General features: G+C 61.2%; 20 protein-coding genes and 1 tRNA gene. 10 read left to right on the plus strand and 11 right to left on the minus strand.

What is annotated here, in order from left to right; genetic code table 11:
• Window positions 1-315: 315 nt before the first annotated feature.
• The 3 genes from KBY73_RS07670 to KBY73_RS07680 form a co-directional block, all read right to left on the minus strand.
• The gene (locus KBY73_RS07670) at window positions 316-672 is read right to left on the minus strand and encodes a hypothetical protein (protein ID WP_254936493.1); all 357 of its coding nucleotides are present in this window, start codon (window positions 670-672) and stop codon (window positions 316-318) included.
• Between the two features lie 231 nt (window positions 673-903).
• Window positions 904-2070 (minus strand): integrase, encoded by a 1167-nt coding sequence (locus tag KBY73_RS07675; RefSeq protein WP_254936494.1) that lies wholly within the window; start codon window positions 2068-2070, stop codon window positions 904-906.
• A gap of 136 nt (window positions 2071-2206) precedes the next feature.
• Window positions 2207-2290: transfer RNA gene (locus KBY73_RS07680), tRNA-Leu, on the minus strand.
• A gap of 41 nt (window positions 2291-2331) precedes the next feature.
• Here KBY73_RS07680 and KBY73_RS07685 point away from each other — a divergent pair.
• From KBY73_RS07685 to KBY73_RS07705, 5 genes are all read left to right on the plus strand, one after another.
• Window positions 2332-2589 (plus strand): NAD(P)H-quinone oxidoreductase subunit L, encoded by a 258-nt coding sequence (locus KBY73_RS07685; protein WP_254936495.1) that lies wholly within the window; start codon window positions 2332-2334, stop codon window positions 2587-2589.
• Window positions 2586-2927 carry a DUF3007 family protein gene (locus tag KBY73_RS07690; RefSeq protein ID WP_254936496.1) on the plus strand — a complete coding sequence of 114 codons (342 nt, stop codon included), beginning with the start codon at window positions 2586-2588 and terminating at the stop codon, window positions 2925-2927. The genes KBY73_RS07685 and KBY73_RS07690 overlap by 4 nt, the downstream gene beginning before the upstream one ends.
• A gap of 29 nt (window positions 2928-2956) precedes the next feature.
• Window positions 2957-3772, plus strand: coding sequence for a tryptophan synthase subunit alpha (gene trpA, locus KBY73_RS07695; protein ID WP_254936497.1), 816 nt, complete (start codon window positions 2957-2959; stop codon window positions 3770-3772).
• A gap of 30 nt (window positions 3773-3802) precedes the next feature.
• A complete protein-coding gene (locus KBY73_RS07700; protein WP_254936498.1) occupies window positions 3803-4390 on the plus strand; it encodes a DUF938 domain-containing protein in 588 nt (195 codons plus the stop codon).
• 127 nt (window positions 4391-4517) lie between these two features.
• Window positions 4518-5021: a hypothetical protein gene (locus KBY73_RS07705; RefSeq protein ID WP_254936499.1), complete on the plus strand. Its 504-nt coding sequence runs from the start codon at window positions 4518-4520 to the stop codon at window positions 5019-5021.
• On the opposite strand, the gene KBY73_RS07710 is transcribed toward KBY73_RS07705, so the two are convergent.
• Window positions 4996-6198 (minus strand): aminotransferase class I/II-fold pyridoxal phosphate-dependent enzyme, encoded by a 1203-nt coding sequence (locus KBY73_RS07710; RefSeq protein WP_254936500.1) that lies wholly within the window; start codon window positions 6196-6198, stop codon window positions 4996-4998. The genes KBY73_RS07705 and KBY73_RS07710 overlap by 26 nt on opposite strands.
• A 53-nt stretch (window positions 6199-6251) precedes the next feature.
• Window positions 6252-6446, minus strand: coding sequence for a hypothetical protein (locus KBY73_RS07715; RefSeq protein WP_254936501.1), 195 nt, complete (start codon window positions 6444-6446; stop codon window positions 6252-6254).
• Window positions 6447-6605: 159 nt separating this feature from the next.
• Between KBY73_RS07715 and KBY73_RS07720 the strand changes: the two genes are divergently transcribed.
• Window positions 6606-6872 carry a YciI family protein gene (locus KBY73_RS07720; protein WP_254936502.1) on the plus strand — a complete coding sequence of 89 codons (267 nt, stop codon included), beginning with the start codon at window positions 6606-6608 and terminating at the stop codon, window positions 6870-6872.
• A 7-nt stretch (window positions 6873-6879) separates the two neighbouring features.
• Here the strand turns inward: KBY73_RS07720 and KBY73_RS07725 are convergent, their stop codons facing one another.
• Window positions 6880-7185 (minus strand): c-type cytochrome, encoded by a 306-nt coding sequence (locus tag KBY73_RS07725; protein ID WP_254936660.1) that lies wholly within the window; start codon window positions 7183-7185, stop codon window positions 6880-6882.
• A 148-nt stretch (window positions 7186-7333) separates the two neighbouring features.
• Between KBY73_RS07725 and KBY73_RS07730 the strand changes: the two genes are divergently transcribed.
• Both KBY73_RS07730 and KBY73_RS07735 read left to right on the plus strand, forming a co-directional pair.
• A complete protein-coding gene (locus KBY73_RS07730; protein ID WP_254936503.1) occupies window positions 7334-8533 on the plus strand; it encodes a metallophosphoesterase in 1200 nt (399 codons plus the stop codon).
• A gap of 2 nt (window positions 8534-8535) precedes the next feature.
• Entirely contained in the window at window positions 8536-11217 is a 2682-nt protein-coding gene (locus KBY73_RS07735) for an AAA family ATPase (RefSeq protein WP_254936504.1), read from the plus strand.
• A gap of 97 nt (window positions 11218-11314) precedes the next feature.
• On the opposite strand, the gene KBY73_RS07740 is transcribed toward KBY73_RS07735, so the two are convergent.
• Entirely contained in the window at window positions 11315-11680 is a 366-nt protein-coding gene (locus KBY73_RS07740; protein ID WP_106502848.1) for an AbrB family transcriptional regulator, read from the minus strand.
• Between the two features lie 137 nt (window positions 11681-11817).
• Here KBY73_RS07740 and KBY73_RS07745 point away from each other — a divergent pair, with 137 nt between their 5' ends.
• Together KBY73_RS07745 and KBY73_RS07750 are read left to right on the plus strand one after the other, a co-directional pair.
• A complete protein-coding gene (locus KBY73_RS07745) occupies window positions 11818-12369 on the plus strand; it encodes a GNAT family N-acetyltransferase (RefSeq protein WP_254936505.1) in 552 nt (183 codons plus the stop codon).
• Window positions 12362-12892, plus strand: a complete 531-nt coding sequence (locus tag KBY73_RS07750) for a Nif11 domain/cupin domain-containing protein (RefSeq protein ID WP_254936506.1) — start codon at window positions 12362-12364, stop codon at window positions 12890-12892. Before KBY73_RS07745 ends, KBY73_RS07750 begins: the two co-directional genes overlap by 8 nt.
• Here KBY73_RS07750 and KBY73_RS07755 read toward each other — a convergent pair.
• From KBY73_RS07755 to KBY73_RS07770, 4 genes are all read right to left on the minus strand, one after another.
• Entirely contained in the window at window positions 12828-13319 is a 492-nt protein-coding gene (locus tag KBY73_RS07755; RefSeq protein ID WP_254936661.1) for a phosphate-starvation-inducible PsiE family protein, read from the minus strand. The genes KBY73_RS07750 and KBY73_RS07755 overlap by 65 nt on opposite strands.
• Before the next feature lie 296 nt (window positions 13320-13615).
• On the minus strand, window positions 13616-13942 hold the full coding sequence (locus KBY73_RS07760; protein ID WP_254936507.1) for a hypothetical protein: 327 nt from the start codon (window positions 13940-13942) through the stop codon (window positions 13616-13618).
• Between the two features lie 5 nt (window positions 13943-13947).
• Window positions 13948-14343, minus strand: a complete 396-nt coding sequence (locus tag KBY73_RS07765; RefSeq protein ID WP_254936508.1) for a DUF1232 domain-containing protein — start codon at window positions 14341-14343, stop codon at window positions 13948-13950.
• A gap of 48 nt (window positions 14344-14391) precedes the next feature.
• Window positions 14392-15312 carry a sigma-70 family RNA polymerase sigma factor gene (locus tag KBY73_RS07770; RefSeq protein ID WP_254936509.1) on the minus strand — a complete coding sequence of 307 codons (921 nt, stop codon included), beginning with the start codon at window positions 15310-15312 and terminating at the stop codon, window positions 14392-14394.
• Window positions 15313-15366: the final 54 nt, after the last annotated feature.

The raw sequence follows: 15366 nt of genomic DNA on the forward strand, positions 1-15366 counted from the left end.
CAAGGGCTGGGGAAACATGAATATAAAATCTTGCGTGCCAATCAGCGGACCAGAGACCAAGGCGGCAGCATGATCCAAAATACCGGCGAGCTTTTTACAGCCCACTCCGTCCACTTAGCGAAAGGCAATATATTCGCCCAGCATGACTATAATTCAAACAAACCGCTTAAGACACAATATTTAGCATGACAATTATTTCGAGCCAGCCGATCGACAACTAAAATAAAACTATGTGGAGAATACGCCTAATAACACCCTGGAGAATTGAGCGAACATAAGCTGCGCAAGGGCCAGAACGCCCGCCCACAAATACCTTCAACCAAAAATATCACGCGGGTCAAAAATAGATCCACTTGCAAATTTCGTGGAGCCATAAAAAAGCTTGAAGCGACCAGTATCTTCATCGGCCACAAATCTTCCAAACGCAATATCAGGAATATTGCCTCCGGTGACGAAACGTGTCTTCGCGGAAAAGCCACCAATAACTATGTCAGTCACATCAGGTCTACCATTTCCATTGGAGTCGACAGCGAAAATAGCCTTGGCCCGTCGGCCGCTGACGTCCTGGTAAGCGTAGAAGCCTTCTATTGCTTTTCCTTCAAACGAGATTACCAGATCTCCGCTAAAGGAATTTGTCTTCCAGCTACCCGTGATTCGATCGGCTTTAGACATATAATTTAAATATTTTACTCTTCTTAGCATAGAAGCAGTCGACCGTCAACCATATGCCTTGCTCTGCAGGAAATAGCTTAACGAGGTGGAAGGCCAACTTTCTCAACTTAAAATCACCGCATGCATTGCGCGCCCAGATCAACAACGGAAATTTTCAAACTGAGTGTTTCCGCGTTGATCCCACCTCGTCTGGGCAGGCAGTACGTTACTTGATCCACATGGAGCGCTACGTCAAGCAGCTTCGCTGAGCAGTTGAGCATGTAGAGCTTCCATCCCAGAGGCATCGAACCACTTCTGGTAGTCCCGGTTGTGTACCTGCAGGGAGTGCCCCATCGACTTGGCCGCAAGCGATGGGTTTATCTTGGGTGAATAGATCGTCCTTAAGGCAAAAGCATGTCTGACGTCATACGGCTTAAAACCTGCCTGCGCTTTGCGAAAATAGATACTCATCTCTGCCCCAACTACCTTGTTGCTGCGGTCGTAATCAAAAACTGGTAATCGCTTAGTTGTCAGATCCCAACGATCAATCCACTGGCTCGGCAACGGAAAGCATGTGCGAGAACCAGTCTTGCCATCACTGATTGCCAGCAGCTTGGAGCTAAGTACTTCGGAGTAGAGCAAAGCTTCATGGGGCCTGGCTCCATACACAGCACAGATACCCACTGGCCACTGCCAATCTGTCGGAAGCGAATCGATGAATGCCACCAGCGCCTCATCGGTCGGTACATTCATCGGGGCTGTATCGGTGGTTGGGCTGTATCCCTTCCCCATCGTCCGAAGCTTTTGCTGTACCTCCGCTGAGAACCCGATAGCGGTAGCAAGTGTTGCAGCGGCCTGACTGCAGCGTCTCCTGGTTCTTGTACAAGGTGAAGTTGCCTCCACCAGGCTGATCAGGTGTTCTGGTTGCAAGTCTGGGATCAACAGCAGAGGCTTCAGGGGAGCGGCGTAGTCGACTGCCCAAGTGGTGTCAGCGCTAACACTTCGTTTGCGTTTCTGGTGCCAGCAAAGTTCGGTCTGGCGTAGAGCATCGACACCTGTGAAAAGCGGCCTGGCTGGATCCAGGTGATGTCGATAATCAGATTGAACATTGTCCCATGAGCGCCAATCAAATGGTTCTTTGGTTCGTTTCGCCTTCTCGATGCAGGCTCCCAGCCGCTCCGCCTTCTTGACTGCATCTGATGCCTGATCCGGATAGCGCAGTCCAGTGCTGATTCGGCGCTGCTTCCAAGGACTGGTTAACGGCTCTGAAGGCTTGGGAGGGAGGGTTGCCCTCAGCCGAAACAGGCCCTGGTGGAGGTCGAGGGAAACCTGATAGCCCCGATCACGAAGCGCACGGTTCTGGCTTTCAACCCAGCCTTCCTGCTTACGGATACCCTCTCCCTTGGCCGCCTTTGCCACCTGAGGTCAATTGCCTAAACCGTTGCCTAATTTTGGCATTTTTTGTAGGCAAAGGAGCATTGCTTGCCTACCGACTACGGAGCTTTGCTGCTGCTGAATCCTTGAAATCCAATGCAATGCAGTGGATTTGACTCGATGGGGGCAGGGGGACTTGAACCCCCACAACGTTGCCGTCTGCGGATTTTAAGTCCGCTGCGTCTACCAATTCCGCCATGCCCCCTGCTTGGTCATCCTAAATTGGTGGCAACACGAAGGTTTGCCGTGCAGCTGCCCGGGTTTCTTCAATCCGCTTCGCCTGATCTGCTGCTGGTACTGGTGGCCTATGCCGTGATCGGAGGCGCCTACCTAGTGGCAGTGCCCCTGCTGCTCTACGCCTGGATGATCAAGCGTTGGACAGTGATGGGCAAGCTTGAGCGCTTCGGGGTTTACGGACTGGTGTTTCTGTTTTTCCCTGGTCTGATTTTGTTTGCACCCTTCATCAACCTGCGCATGGCAGGCCAGGGCAACGTGCTCTCATGACCAACGGACGGGCTCTGCTGCTTGCCCTGGGGGTTTTTGGCTTGGGCGGTGGCGGTTATTGGCTTTTTCAGGCCGGGGGCTTTGAGGGCTTTTCTGCTGGTATCGCCGCCTCAGCGCTGCTGATGGTGCTGGTACTCGCCTGGACGGGCAGCTACCTATTTCGGGTGGTCACAGGCAAAATGACTTTTATCCAGCAGCGGCGTCAATACCGCGAGGCCTACGACGCCTTCACCACTGAAGCCCTGCAACGCAAGTTTGACGCCCTCAGCCCCGAAGAGCAGGAGCGTCTACTGCGCGAAACGGGCCAGCTGCCAGATGCTCCCCAGGGAGAGGCATAGGCTCACTGGCCGAAGCCCTACTCGCTGCTGTGTCTGCCGCCCCCACCCAAATCCAGCAGCGTTTCAGCTCCCTTCGCCAACGCGGACGCTGTGCCCTGATGCCGTTTTTGATGGCGGGCGATCCGGATCTGGCCCACACCCGGGCCAGCCTGCTGGCCCTCCAGGCCAATGGCGCCGACCTGGTGGAGCTAGGCATTCCCTACAGCGATCCCTTGGCCGATGGACCGGTGATTCAGGCCGCTGCCAGCCGAGCCCTGAAGGCTCGCACCACTCCAGCAGGGGTGTTGGAGATGCTCAGCTCCCTCAAGGGTGAACTGACCATGCCGGTGGTGCTGTTCACCTACAGCAACCCCTTGCTCAACCGCGGCATGGAGGCCTTCTGTGCCGCCGCCGCCGCCGCCGGAGCCGCCGGCTTGGTGGTGCCCGACCTACCCCTTGAAGAGGCCGAGAAACTCTCAGCAATCGCAGCAGCTGCCGGTCTCGATCTGGTGCTGCTAGTGGCGCCCACCACGCCAGCCGAGCGCATGGGAAGAATCCATCAGGCCAGCCGCGGCTTCACTTACCTAGTGAGCGTCACCGGCGTGACCGGGGTGCGCACAAACCTTGAGTCCCGGGTGGGCGATCTGGTGGGCCAGCTCAAGATCCTGGGAGATACGCCAATCGCCGTGGGCTTTGGCATTTCCGGCCCCGAGCAAGCCCGTCAGGTGCGCGACTGGGGCGCCGATGGAGCAATTGTGGGCAGTGCCCTAGTGAAAGTGATGGCGGCCGCCCATGGCCAGCAGGGCGACGTTGCCGCCGCGGCCGGGCGCTTCTGCGCCGAGTTGCGGGCCGGGCTCGACGCTTAAGCCCCAATCAGGCTGCAGGGATTTCCCCTCATGCTGTTTTCCCCCGCCTGCGAGCGCAACAAAGGGCCGATCCTGGCTGTGCTTAAAGAGTGTCTGCCTGCCCACGCCCAAGTACTGGAGATCGGCTCGGGCAGCGGCCAGCACGCAGCGTTCTTCTGCGAGCAAATCGCAGGCCTCAGCTGGCAGGCCAGTGAACGCCAAGAGAGCCTCCTTGATCTGCAGGCCCAGCTGGAGGCCCTGAGCCCCGCGCTGCCAGCAGCCATCGCCCTGGATGTCACGGACGTTGGGCAGTGGCCACGCCAGGGCTTCGATGCTGTTTTCAGCGCCAACACCTGCCACATCATGTCGGCAGCGGCCTTACCGCATCTGCTAGCCGGAGCCTCGCGGGTGTTGCGGCCGAGCGGGCTGCTGCTGCTCTACGGCCCCTTCCACGACGGCGGCGTTCACACTGCCGCCAGCAACGCCGCCTTCGACCAGCACCTGCGCAGCCTCGATCCAGCCATGGGGGTGCGTGATGCCATTGAGCTGGTGCAGCAAGCCCAAAATCTCGGTCTCGAGCGCCTAGCCGATCTGCCCCTGCCAGCCAACAATCGAATGCTGGTGCTCGAGCGTCGATGAACGAGGCAACCAACGAGACAACCAAGCTATTCAGCGCGGTAGCCGCGGCCTACGCCCGCCACCGGATCACCTACCCCGCTGCCTTCTTAGATGCCTTCCTGGGCCACCTGATCAGCAACCCCCTGGAGTGGGACTGCGGCTGCGGCTGCGGCCTGGACAACGCCAGCGTCGACGGGTGCTGGTGGCGGCCGCAGTGCACTGGTTTGCCGGCGACGCGTTCAACACCGAAGTGCGGCGGGTGTGCAAATCGGGGGCTGTGGTGGCCTGGATTGGCTACCTGCCGTTGCGCTTGGCGGATCAACGGCTCCAGTCATCACTGGACGCGTTCCACAGCGTCACCCTGGCCCCCTGGTGGCCCGCCGAGCGCCGCTGGGTGGAGCAGAGCTACGCCGGTTTGGCCTTCCCAGCTGAGGAGTGGCAGTTTCCGGCTGGGCTATGGATCGAACGCCACTGGACCCTGACCGAACTGATCGCCCATATCGGCACCTGGTCGGCGGTGCAGCGCAGCCGTGAGGCCGGTAGTGATCCACTCCCCAACCTTCAGGCTGAGCTGGAGCCCCTATGGCCCGAGATGGGTCAGGCTGCACTGCTGGTGCGCTGGCCCTTCATGGGTCGCTGGGGCCAGCTGTAGCAAGCAGGCGGCGCAGGCCGCTGAATAGCCGATCGAGGGCCTCAGCCAGATCCGCAGCGTCGAGCAGGCCGTAGCTGAGCCGCAACACTGGGCCAGCGTCGCTGGAATCCAGCCCGAAGCTGCCGCCACTCAGCGTCGCCACCCGGTGCTCGAGCACCAGCCGCCGCATCAGCGTGTCCGCAGCGAAGGGCAACGGCGCTGCAACTTGCAGCAGGCCGTAAAAGGCCCCATCGGGCTGGGCCAGCAAACGCACCGGCAAGCCCTGGTCCTGCTGCTCTGCCACGGCAGCCAGCAGCTGCAGGCGCAGCTCCGCCAGGGCTGCGATCCGGGGCGCGCACCAAGCCGGCCCAGCAGCCAAGGCGGCCCGGGCGGCGTGCTGGGTGAGTCGGGGCGGACAGATCAGCACCGTGTCCTGCACCTTCAACAAGGGAGGCAGCAGCGCCTGCGGTACTGCCGTATAGCCCAACCGCCAGCCCGCCAGGCCATAGGCCTTAGACAGCGAATGCAGCGAAACGGTGTGGGCGGCGCTGCCGGGCAGCGAACCGGCGCTCCAGTGGGGCTCCTCGCCGTAAACGAACTGCTCGTAGGCCTCATCGCTGATGTGAAAGAGGCCGTGCAACGCACAGAGCTGGTTGATCGCCGCCAACACCTGGGCCGGAATCACCACGCCGCTGGGGTTATTTGGCGACACGGTGACGATGGCCCGGGTGCGCGGGGTGATTGCCGCCGCCAGTCGCTCGGGATCGGGTATCAGGCCGGCCTGCACCGGTACCGGCACGGCACCGGCCAGCTGCACCGCCATCACGTGGTTGAAATAAAAGGGCACAGGCAGGATCACCTCGCTGGGTTCCCCAGGGGGACCCGCTGCGATCACTTGAGCTACCGCGTTGAAAGCCATGTTGCTGCCGGCTGTGACCAGCAGCTCAGCCCCTGTGAGATCAAGGTCGTTTTGGTTGGTGAGCTTGGCTGTGATCGCCGCCAGCAGCTCTGGATCACCCCGGAGTGGGCCGTAACGGTGCAGCGCTGGCCCCCCGGCAGCCAGAGCCTCGGCCACGGCAAGGGCTACCCCCGGTGGCGGATCCCAGCCCACCATTCCCTGGGCCAGCGACAGAGTTCCTGGGGTCTGGTGCACCAGGGCAGCCAGCTCAGGAATGATTGGGCTGAGTACCTTCGCCAACCTCTGGCTTGGGCCTAGTAGGGGGTAAGCAGTAGAGCTCACAGCCCTAAGGCTCAAAGGTTGTATTTGGCAGTTGACTGCTTAACGCAGGCGGCCTTGGCCTGGTCCAAGCTTTGACCTTTGCCGTAGCCGTCGGCAATGCAGCCACAGGTCTCGCTGACCATTCCAGCAGGGGGTGTTTTACCTGCCTTCTTGAAGTCATCCTGCATGGCGCTGGAGCACTTGCCGACAATGATTTGCTTCACCATGTTGGCGTGGGCAGGAGCCGTGAAAAAGGCAGCAGCAACAAGAACGAGAAAGGAGCGCAAAACGGTGATTGGGAAGCTTGATCTCTGTCCTAACACCATTGATCGGCAGCCAGTAAGCAGGTAACCCCGTAATGTCAGGCCCTGACAACTCCCATCACCATGCGCTTCGTGCTCTGGGGCACCTACTGCGATAACGCCCTCGCAAAGCGCAGCCCCTATCGGGAAGAGCACCTGGCCGGACTGCAGGGCCTTAAGGACGCCGGCACCCTGATCACCCTGGGCCCCACCGAAGGCAGCACCCATGTGTTCGGTATCTACGAGGCGGGCAGCAAGGAGCAGGTTGAAGCCCTTGTCAAGGCAGACGTCTACTGGCTCAATGGCATCTGGACTGAGGTTCAGGTGTATCCCTGGATCCAGGCCTTCTGAAGCAACTTCAGGCCTTAGGCCAATCCAGCTGGGCCTGCTGCCATACGTAGGCGGCCACCGCCTCTGCCCCCCCATCCCCAAGCACGGCTGCATAGCCCGACATCTGGCCCTGGCCAGCGGCGGCTATTACGGCGATCCGCTCCGGAACATCGATGCCATTGCGCTCCAGGGCCGCCAGGCGCAGGGTTTTACCCCGGCGAATGATGTTGCCGCCGTTGACGTGGCAGCCAGCGCAATGGTTGGCAAACAGCTCAGCCCCATCCGCCTCAGGGGCAGCCCAGGCCGGCTCTGCGCTGATAACCAGTGCCGCCATCACCACGGCTAACAAGGCCAATCTGGCCAACCCCACCCCCCGCAACAGCTTCTGCAGCACCTTGGCAATCTTGCAATCGATGATTCCAGTGTGCGCCTGCAGGCGCTAAACAGGGTCTTACGCCGCCACCTGGGCCCTGGCTAGCCCCTTGCCACCCGTCACCCTGCTGCACAGCGCCGACTGGCAGATCGGCAAGCCCTATGCCCGGGTCAGCGATCCAGACAAACGCGCCCTGCTGCGCCAGGTGCGGCTCCAGGCAATCGGCCGGATCGCAACCCACGCCGCCGCCACAGCAGCCGACTTGGTGGTGGTAGCTGGGGATCTATTCGACTCACCCACGCCTGGAGCAGCGGATGTGAGTGCCGTGTGTGCCGCCATCGGCACGATCCCTTGTGCCGTGCTGGTGATCCCCGGCAACCACGACCACGGTGCCCCAGGCAGCGTGTGGCATACGCCCTATTTCCAGGCGGAGCAGGGGCGCCGCGCCGCCAACCTGCAGGTGTTGCTGGAGGCCACACCCATCGAACTGGAGAGCGTGGTGGTGCTGCCCTGCCCGCTTCTGCGTCGCACTGATGCGAGCGATCCCTGCGGCTGGCTCAACGGCCTCAACTGGACTGAGCTGCCTAAAAACAAGCCCCGGCTGGTGCTCGCCCATGGCTCGGTTCACGGCTTTGGTGCCACCGACCTTGATGCCGCTGGCGAGCCAGACGACGACAACCCCGGCGATGCCAGCAACCGTCTGCGGCTAGATGGGGCCTGGATGGAGCATGTTGACTATGTGGCACTGGGCGACTGGCACGGACTCAAACGGGTATCCGAGAAGGTTTGGTACAGCGGCACCCCCGAAGCAGATCGCTTTCCCCGCAGCGCCGACTACCGCTGCGGCCAGGTATTGCAGGTGCAGATTGGGCGGGGCGTGCTGCCCCAGGTGAGCCCCTTGGCCACCGGAGCGCTGAGCTGGCATCCCCTCCGCGTCCAACTGCAACAGGACAGCGATCTTGAGCGACTCGAAGCTCAGCTGGAAAGCCTGCTTGGCGGGCGCATCGGCAGCGACCTGCTGCTGCTGGAGGTGGGCGGCAGCCTCAGCCTGGCTGGCCATCGCCACTACGCAGAGCTGCTGGAGCGCCTGGATGCCCAGCTGTTGCGCCTGAAGCTGCGGGGTCGCTGCGAAGCAGCGCCGGGTGAAGCCGAACTAGCCGAGCTCACCCAGCGCCCCGGCGATCCCCTGGTTGCCCGGGTTGCCCAAGAGCTGCATCGCTGCCTGAAGATCCCTGGCGACGCCAACCCAACGGTGGTGCGTCTAGCCCTCAGCGAGCTGCACCAGACCGTGGCCCAGTTGCAGGGCTAAATATGCGCCTGCTCCACGCCACCCTGCGCCAGGTGCGCTTGCACCAGCAGCTCAAGCTTCAGTTTGATCCCCGCTTCACCCTGCTAGGCGGCCCCAACGAGGCGGGTAAGAGCACGGTGGTGGAAGCCCTGCACAAGGTGCTGTTCCTGAAGGCCAGTGCCACGGGCCGCGCGGTAGACGAAATGCGCTCCCGCCTGCACAGCGGCCTGCCCGAGGTGGAGCTGGCCTTTGAAGCGGCCGGCGCCCGTTGGGAGCTACGCAAGCGCTTTTCCGGGGCAAGTGGCACCTGCCAGCTCAGCAGTGATGCTGGCCTGGCCCTGCGGGGGGCGGCGGCGGAGGAGCAGCTGGCCCGTCTGCTGGGGGTGGATGGGCCAATCGAGGGCAGGCGCCACAGTCAGTTGCCGCTGCGCTGGGCCCACCTCTGGGTGCGCCAGGGGGAGGCGGGCACCAACCTGCTGGCCAGCCCCAGCGAGGCCTACGACGTTGAACAGCTTGTACAGCAACTGCAGCAGCGGGGCGCGGCGGCCGCAGCCCTGGAATCCCCCCTAGATCGCCTGGTCAGCGAGCAGCTGCAAGCCCGGCTCGACCAGCAGTTCACGGCCACAGGCAAGCTCAAAGCCGGCTCCACCCTGGCCGCGGCCCGCCAGCGCTGCTCAAGCGCCCTACTGAACCTGGAGCAGGCCCAAGCCCTCCAAGCTGAGCTGGAAGCGGCCATGGAGCAGCTGCGTCAAATAGGTCAAAGGTTGCAATTGATCGAAGCCCAGGAGCGGCCGCAGCTGCAGCGAGCTCTCCAGCTGGAGGCCCAATTACGGCTGCGGCGAGCCCAGGTGGAGCCCCTGCGCCAGCAACTGAGCAATCTTGAGCAGGCCCTATCGCAGCTGCAAGCGGTGCAGCGGCAGCTGGGCGAACTAGGGGCGCAGCAGCAGGGCTGCCAGCTGCAACGCAGCACCCGGCAACAGCAATTCCGCAGCTTGGAAGCCAATTGCCAAAGCTCAGACCAGGCCTGCCAGGAGCTGAAAAACCAGCAGCAGCAACAGGTCGAGCGTCTCGAGCTAGCCCAGCAACTGCTCGATCTAGCCAACCTCGAGCGGGAGGCTCAGCAGCTCCAAGAGCATCAACAACAATTCCAGCGGCTCCAGCTCCAGGCGGAACAGTGCAAGCAAAGCCTTGCCCAGCTGGCCCCGATCGATGCCGCCGCTGTGAAGTCCCTGCGGCAGGCCGAACAGCAATGGGCCCAGGCCGAAGCCCGCAGCCAGGCCATGGCAACAGCAATCAGTTTGATTGAGGCAGATCAGCCCGTGAGCCTCGCCGGCCAGACCCTATCCCCTGGAGAAACAGCTCAGCTCAATGGCAGCGCCGAGCTAGCGGTGGGCTGCGGGGTACGGCTGCGAATCAGCCCTGGAGGAGGGGAGGCAACCGCCCAAGCTGCAGCTGCACTGCAGCAAAGCGGCGCGGCCCTGCGCGAGCTGCAGACCGCCATTGGCGTGGCCAACAGCGAAGCGGCAGAAGTAATTGCCCGGCAGCGCCAGGCCCTGGAGCTGGAGCTGGCCAACCTGCGCCAAGCGGCCAGTGCCATCCCCTGGAGTCGCCTGGAAGAGCAGATCGCCGCCCTTGAGCCCAGGCGTCAGCGCCTGCTCAGCCGGCTGGCAGAGCATCAATTGCAGCGCCAGAGCCTGACCGAACGCGGCGAGCTGCCCCAGGGGCGCGCGGAGCTCGAAGCCTGGATCGAAGAGCTGCGGCGACAAGCTAATGAGCTCAGTAAAAGGCAGCAGCAGGCCGAGGCCGAGCGCACAAGCTGGCGCCAGCAGCTGGAGCAGCAGAGCCGAAGCAGCCAGGAGCTGGAGCGAAACCTCGAGCAACTCACGGGCTCCCTGAGCACCTTGGCGGAACGCGAACTAGCCCTACAAGCCAGTCACGGTGATGCGCAGCAACTAACTGATGCGGTGAACAGCAGCCGCCAGGCCCTGCTCATCCAGGAGGCGGAGTTGGCCGCCCTGGATAAGGAAATACTCGACAAGCTGCCAGCTGGCGGCGCCATCGAGCAGCGCCTTCGCCTGCTAGATGGCGAGAAAGACGCCCTGCTCACCAGCCGCGGCCAAAACGAGCAACGCTGCCTCACTCTTAGCTCGGATGATCCAACGGCATTAGTCGAACACCGCCAGGCCGCCTGGGAGTCGGCCCAGGCAGATCTGGAGGCGCTGGAGCTCCAAACCCAGGCATTGCAGATGTTGCAGAACCTGTTTCACCAGAGCCGCCAGGATTTCTCCCAGCGCTACAGCGAATCGCTAGAGCAGGCCATTGGGCCCTACCTCCAATACCTGCAAAACGGCAGGCACCAGGCAAGCCTGGACTTTGACCCCAAAAGTGGGTTTGGCAATTTCGAACTTCAGCAGGGCCCACACCGCTTTGGCTTCGAGCAGCTAAGTGGAGGCATGCGCGAACAATTAGCCGCCGCCCTACGCTTGGCCATAGCGGAGGTGCTCCAACCCGCCTACGACGATTGCCTGCCGTTGATATTCGACGACGCCTTTACCAACAGCGATCAACAGCGCCTGCAAGCGCTGCAGCAAATGCTGCGCCGAGGGGCCAACCACGGCATGCAACTGATCCTGCTGTCCTGCAACCCGAATGACTATCAGGCGCTGGCTGCCGAGCTTGGCAGTGAAATCGCTTTAGCCGCCTGAGCAAAGAGTCTTAGGCGGCAAGGCAAAAAAAAACCCCGGACCAGCCGGGGTAAACAATCAACAGATGCTTAAGCAGCGTCAAATGGGGACGCGACTATCACTCTTCGTCTTCGTCGGTGGCACCGGCGGGAATCAGGCGAATCTGCTTGCGGCCGAGCTTGATCTCGAACTCATCGCCGGGCTTGAGATCAAGCAGTGCCGTGTAGGCCTTGCCGATCAGCAGATTGCCATTGCCTTGCACGGTAGCGATGTAGCTGAGTTTGCGGCCGCCCTTGCCAACCTTGCCAGCACCGCCAAGCTCAACGCCCTTGGCTTCAAGCAGGGCCTCATAGAAGGCAGTGAAATTAAGGCGCTCGCCGCCATCCTTCTTATTGGAGACATAGCCGCAGGCCCGGACGATCTCCGACTTACCCACATCGCCAAGCTCTTTGACCTTGGCAAGCAGTTCTGATCCTGTGAGCATCGATTTAGGGGATTGGTGGGTGAATTGGCGGGGCTTAAGAGGTTTGCCCCTGGAAATTACATTCAGAATTTACACCATTAACTGCAGCTGCCAAGCTTTGCCAGGCAAATCAATGCCTAAACATTCAGCCCATTTCGATGCTGGCTGGCAGCGGTGATAGAAAGCAGGCTGAACCCAGCAACGGGATGGAAAACCTGCGGGTGCTGCATCCTGTCGATCTCGATCAAGTAGCAGCGGTGTATCACGACGCCGTGATCAGCCAGGCCAAAGGCCTCTATAGCCAAGCTCAGATTGCGGCATGGGCCAACCATGCCCACACCAGCAATGCTGTTCGCGAAGCCCTGCATAGGGGCTATGGCCTGGCCAGCTGCGCAGCCAACAACCAAAACATTATTGAAGCTTTTGGGGTGCTGGATCCGCCGCAACGGCTATCGCTTCTCTATTGCCGCGGCAGAGCCTCCCGGCAGGGAAGGGCCCGCCTAATTCTCCAGTCCCTTGAAAGCCACGCCTGGCAACAGGGGTGCCGCCAGTTGCACACCGAGGCGAGCCAGCTTTCCAAACCGCTTTTGCTCCATCTCGGCTGGCAGATCGATGCCGAAGAGAAGGTGATATTTGCTGGTGAATCCTTCCTGCGATGGCGGATGATCAAAGATCTAAGCCAGCAAAGCGAACGGGGCCGCGATGGCTGAAGCCCAATTGCAGCAATTTCTCGAGAAGGTACGCCAGCTGAATGCCTTCGTGGCCCTCAGCGAGGCCGAGCCATCCCTGCGCCAGGCCCTGCGGAATTGCAGTGATCACCACGCGGTGGTGGAACTAGCCCGCAGCCGGGGCTTCGAGATCGGCCGGCGCTGGGGTGAAACCGATCCCCCCCGGCAAGCCGAAGCCAATCTCTTAGCTAGTCCCTGCCCGGCTACGGGGCAGGAAATCAGCGTTGTTTTAGTGGATCAAAAAAATTGGCGACTTGAGCGGATTCACTCCTGCCTTGCAGCCAGTCCTGAGGGTTTTTGGTACGACCAAGAGGAACACGAGTGGGTAACCCTGCTCCAAGGCAGCGCCCTGCTTGAGCTAGACGGTGAGGAGCTGCCCGTAGAGCTCTGCCGAGGTGACAGCCTGCTGATTGCAGCCCACCGGCGGCACCGGATCCTCGCTACGGATCCTGCTCCTGGGACCGTATGGCTGGCCCTGTTCTGGCGGGAGGCTGGCGAATGTTGACGCTGCGAACCAGCCAGAACGCCGCCGCTAGGGCGAGCACCGCAATACCTAGCCCGCCGAGAAGCTGGGGCTTGTTTTCAGCCCCGGGGGGCAGCACTATCACTTTGCGAGCTACCGCGGTCATGGCTGTGAGCAACACCAGCTCGATCTGCACCACATGACGGCGCAGATAGGAGGTCACGTTTTGGAGCACCTCCACCGCAATTAGCAGGGTGAGCAGATCGCCCAAAACCGCATTCATCTTGCTGCCGAGCCAGGGCGTATCGGGCTGCAGCACCGCCGCGGTTACACCGATCGTCAACTGCACAGTGCCAGCCACCAACACCACCAGCAGCACGATGCCGAGCAGCTTGGCCAGGGATTGCTCGCCGCGATCAACCAGCTGGAGATAGGTGGCGTCTTGCCAGAGCCGGCGCAGTTTTTTGATCACGGTCGCCCGTTAATTCTTGAACTGTTCATAGATAGGTCGGGCTTGGGTGTCGCTGGGGGAGTTTTCCAGCTGGGTGTCACAAGTAATGGATCCATCCGCCGCTGTGACGCAATTTTTGGGCTTGACCTTGGTGGATGGCCCCACGGAACTGCCCGGGCCCAAAAGAAAACTTTCAGCCTGGGCCAAGACCGGAGCCATGGTGAGCAAGGTGCTGGCGGCAAGGGTTGCCAAAGAGAGGCCTGGGAGCTGCATCGAAGCGATGGCTGTTATTTCTCCACTCTGAACTGCCATGCTCAGGTTTGCTGGTCTTGGCGAATTTCCTGCAACAGCAGATCTAGCTGCCCCAGCGAAGCCTCCAACCCCGGCCGGCCTGCACCCTCACTCTGGCCCGCTCCGTCTTCGTTTTGCCAGAGCTCCTCAACGCCACACAGCTGCTGGGCGAGGCCAGGCAACCCGTCGCTGTTGTGGGTGCGTTGCAGCACCTCAAGCAGGACGGGCATCCGAATCGAAGCTGCATGCAGGGCGCGCCTGAGATCCGCCTGGGTGCGTCCGGTGTGGCGCAGCCAGTCTTTGAGAAAGCTCTGCAGATCATCGAGCTCTGCACCTGTGAGGCTGGCCATCGGTTTCAGCGGTTCAGGGGAAACCATTGATCCAGTCTGCGCTGGGCCCGCAACTGCACCGCCGGGGTGCGATGGCGACTGCACAAACCAAGCAACGCCGTAACGGCCACAAGATCGTCGCTGAAGCCCGCCGCCGGAATGAAATCTGGAATCAGATCTAGGGGCACCAGCAGGTAGGTAAGCGCAGCCAGCACAGTGAGTTTGGCTGGTGCAGGGGTCTGGGGGTCAAGCAACAGCTCCAGACATTCAAGGGCTGGTCTGGCCAGGGTGCGGCCAGCTCGGCGCAACAACTTGAGCAACACCACCTCATTCACCTCGGTGCTCTCCAACACCTGGGCATCAACGACGGGAGCATCCGTTGCGGGGGCATCCCCTGAGGTCGGATCTACGAACTCGGTCACGGGCAGCACTGCAGCCAACCTGCTTATTCAAGGAGCAAACGACAGCTACTAGGCCTCCACCAAACCGCTATCGATGCCGGTTTTCCGCAGTTTGCGCAGGGCCCGCTGCAGCACCTGGCGGCAATACTCCCGGCTGCAATCGAGCTGGCGGGCCACCTCTGCCAGGGTCCGCCATTCGTGGCTGCTATCGAGACCAAAGCGCAGCATCACCACCGTGCGCTCCTTGGCTGTGAGGTTGGCGCGTTCGAGCAGGGTCCACACCGTGGCTGTGCGCTCGGCAAGCTCAGCGCGCTCCATCGGCGGCAGCTCCGGGCTGGGCAACACATCAACCAACTCAGTGGGATCAGACTTCGACTTCACCACCCCCTGCAGGCTCACGGTGATGCTGCGTAGTTCGCAGCCCAGTAAATCCTCCACTTCCGCCTGAGGCAGATGCATCATCTGGGCCAACTGGGCTGGCCTTGGTGCAACTCCGTTGGCCTGGAGATAGCGAGATTTGGCAGCCCGCAATTTTGTGAGTTTTTCATTCACATTTACGGGAATGCGAATGGTGCGGCTCTGGGTGGATAGGGCGCGATTTAGACCTTGACGAATCCACCAATAGGCATAAGTACTAAAGCGATGCCCGCGGCTGGGATCGTATTTCTCCACGGCGCGAGTGAGACCAAGGGTGCCCTCCTGGATTAGGTCCAGCAGCTCTAGGCCCTTGTTCTGGTAGCGCTTGGCCAGATTGACCACCAGCCGCAGATTGGCCGTGATCATTTGGTTTTTGGCCCGCTCACCGGTTTTGAGGGTGCAGCGCTCCAGATCATTGAAATCACAAGCAAGTCCCGAGCCACCGGCATCACGGCAGCGCTCCTGCAAAAGGGCCATGGCCTGCACCTTGCGACCCAAGGTGAGCTCCTGCTCGGGTGTCAACAACTGATGACGGCCAATTTCACCCAAAAAGGCGCTCAAGGAGCTCACCATGGATCACCCAAGCAGTGAATTGAACCTAAGGGCAATCAGCAGGCACAAACGGAC

This window comes from Cyanobium sp. Tous-M-B4, assembly GCF_024345395.1.
GTDB lineage: Bacteria > Cyanobacteriota > Cyanobacteriia > PCC-6307 > Cyanobiaceae > Cyanobium_A.